Origin of the sequence: Morganella psychrotolerans (assembly GCF_965118875.1) — a bacterium.
Lineage (GTDB): Bacteria > Pseudomonadota > Gammaproteobacteria > Enterobacterales > Enterobacteriaceae > Morganella > Morganella psychrotolerans_C.
In genome coordinates, this window is record NZ_CBCPJD010000013.1 from 1 (window position 1) to 2,546 (window position 2,546).

3 protein-coding genes are annotated in these 2,546 nt (G+C 49.1%); 1 reads left to right on the plus strand and 2 read right to left on the minus strand.

Annotated features, from left to right (window positions below; all coding sequences use genetic code 11):
* A partial coding sequence (locus ACMHKJ_RS13870; RefSeq protein ID WP_413494778.1) for a substrate-binding domain-containing protein occupies window positions 1–172 on the plus strand: 172 nt, incomplete at its 5' end.
* 2 nt (window positions 173–174) lie between these two features.
* Here ACMHKJ_RS13870 and mdtD read toward each other — a convergent pair.
* Window positions 175–1,593: a multidrug transporter subunit MdtD gene (gene mdtD / locus ACMHKJ_RS13875; RefSeq protein WP_413494774.1), complete on the minus strand. Its 1,419-nt coding sequence runs from the start codon at window positions 1,591–1,593 to the stop codon at window positions 175–177.
* 79 nt (window positions 1,594–1,672) lie between these two features.
* Window positions 1,673–2,359, minus strand: a complete 687-nt coding sequence (locus ACMHKJ_RS13880) for a FadR/GntR family transcriptional regulator (protein WP_413494776.1) — start codon at window positions 2,357–2,359, stop codon at window positions 1,673–1,675.
* Window positions 2,360–2,546: the final 187 nt, after the last annotated feature.

Below are 2,546 nucleotides of genomic sequence, written 5' to 3' on the forward strand. Positions count from 1 at the left end.
TCTGGCGGCTTATCTTACTCCGCCGCTGACAACGGTTCATCAGCCGAAAGATGAGCTGGGTAAACTCGCTGTGGATAAATTACTGCGCCGTATGGATGACGCCGATGCGCCATCTGACCTGCTGGTACTGACCCCGGTGCTGGTGGACCGGGGCTCGGTGATTGCCCGCTGACTTTACTTGTGTGTTGCCGGGGTATCCGTGGGGTGGGTTTTCTTTTTAATTAGATTCCGTCCGTCAGTCCGGCTGAGGAACAAGAACACAAACGCGGACAAAATTGTCATCACGCCGACCGTTACAAAGGTTGCATGGAAATTATCCACAACCGACCCTTCATCCTGCGATTCAAAATAGCGCAATACTGATGCGCTCACCGCAATCCCGAAGCTGATAGAAAGCTGCTGTGTTACCGCCAGTACACTGTTTCCCGAGCTGGCATTATGATCGGTGAGGTCTGCCAGTGTGATGGTGTTCATTGCAGTGAACTGGGTGGACATCGCCATCCCTAAAACAAACAGCGGCAGAACCAGCAGATAAATCGACATTCCCGGTGACTGGAACCAGAAAGAAGAAATAATTGATCCGATCACCAATGTGATGGCAAATAATGTCAGGCGATAACCATAGCGGCGTAATATCTGTGTGACAGCGGATTTGGCGACAATCGCCCCGATAGCGGTCGGTGCCATCATCATTCCGGCGACAACGGCCGGATACCCGAATCCGACCTGTAACATCAGCGGCATCAGGAACGGAATACATCCGGTGCCGAGCCGTGTGGCGACATTTCCGGCGATCCCGACACTGAATGTCCGTGTGCGGAACAGACTTAACGGAATAATAGGCACAGTAATACGTCGCGCATGAAGCGCATAAAAGACCAGTAACAGAAAACCACCGCCCATGACGAGGAACGGCATCGCGGGGATTTGTCCGTTATCGCCGAACAAATCCAGACTGACAGAAAGCGAAACCAGCCCGGCACCGAGCAGCGCAAACCCCAATGTATCAAACCGGCGCTTAGGCATAGTAAAATCGGGCATATGACGGATGGCGTAGATAATCCCTAAAATCCCGATAGGGATGTTAATAATAAAAATCCAGTGCCAGGTCGCATAGGTTACTAAGATCCCGCCTAGCATCGGCCCCAGTACCGGACCGACTAACCCGGGTATCGTAACAAAGTTAAGAATCGGCAGTAATTCACTGCGCGGATAGGCACGTAATAACGCCAGGCGGGCAACCGGCATCATCATCGCCCCGCCGATCCCCTGAATAACCCGGGATGTCACTAAAAATGGCAGGTTAGGGGAAAAGGCACATAATAAAGACCCCAGGGAAAACAGAATAACGGCAATAATAAATACACGCCGTGTGCCGAAGCGGTCTGCCAGCCAGCCGCTGACCGGGATCAGCAATGCCACTGTCAGTGTATAACTGATGACAGCAGACTGCATCTCAAGCGGCGAATGGTTCAGGCTTCCGGCGATATCCGGCAAAGCCGTATTCAGAATGGTGGCATCAAGCGCCTGCATAAAGAACGCCATTGCGGCAATCCACGGCAGACCTGCCATATTCCTGGCTGTTTTAAACATATTTTCCCTTAACGCATTATCTCTGTCACTACTACTATATAGTCATAAGCTAATAGTCATGAATATAACTATTGCACATTCATACCTTGCTCAACAACCGCTGACAAGCATGGCGGGCCCGCTCTCCGTTACCATCAATGATGGCATCCACAATCTCTTTATGGAGATCAACCTCTATTACCTGGTTTGTCGTAATGGATTCAAAAAAGTTGTGATACACAAAATCGAATAAATTAGCGAAAGAGGCAAAGAACGGATTTCCGCATGCCTGATAAATTAAATGATGAAAGCGGTGGTCAACAGCAATCCATTTTTCGCGCTCAAAATCATCTGACAACAATGTCATCTCCTTTAAAAGAAAAGAAAGAGACTGTTTTTGTTCTTTGGCGGCATTAACAGCCGCCAGTGCACAAGCTTGTGGCTCGATGGCGATACGCAGCTCGCGGAAATACGTCAGTACCCGGCGTTGGTCACCACTGCTCAGCCACCATTTAATAAAATCGTGATCAAGAAAATTCCAGCTGATGGTCGGCATAACCCTGGTTCCGATGCGCGGGCGGGGTAACACCATCCCTTTCGCCGCCAGCATCTTGACGGCTTCACGGACAGCGGTCCGGCTGACCTCAAATTGAGCTGCCAGCTCAATCTCACCCGGCAATATAGATTCTGGCGGATAGTGACCGGATAAAATCTGTTTTCCCAGTTTTTCGGCCAGAAGATAGGACAGATTCTTTTGTGAGGCACTGAGTTGTTCTGAAAACTGCATTCGGATTCCTTGACGTGATGCATTAACAAAGCAGGGAAATGACTAATAAGGGGTATTATGACGCATATTGATGACAAAACTGGTGAATAAAAGTCCAAATATACAGGTTTTGTCTAAAAAAAACGCGAACGCACATTTTTTTTAAATAAACACTTGCCAGATCTGAACGAGTGTCTATAATGCGCCC

Coding starts and splice junctions, on each gene's coding strand:
- mdtD (WP_413494774.1), bottom strand. CDS start 1,593: ATGTTTAAAACAGCCAGGAATATGGCAGGTCTGCCGTGGATTGCCGCA.
- ACMHKJ_RS13880 (WP_413494776.1), bottom strand. CDS start 2,359: ATGCAGTTTTCAGAACAACTCAGTGCCTCACAAAAGAATCTGTCCTAT.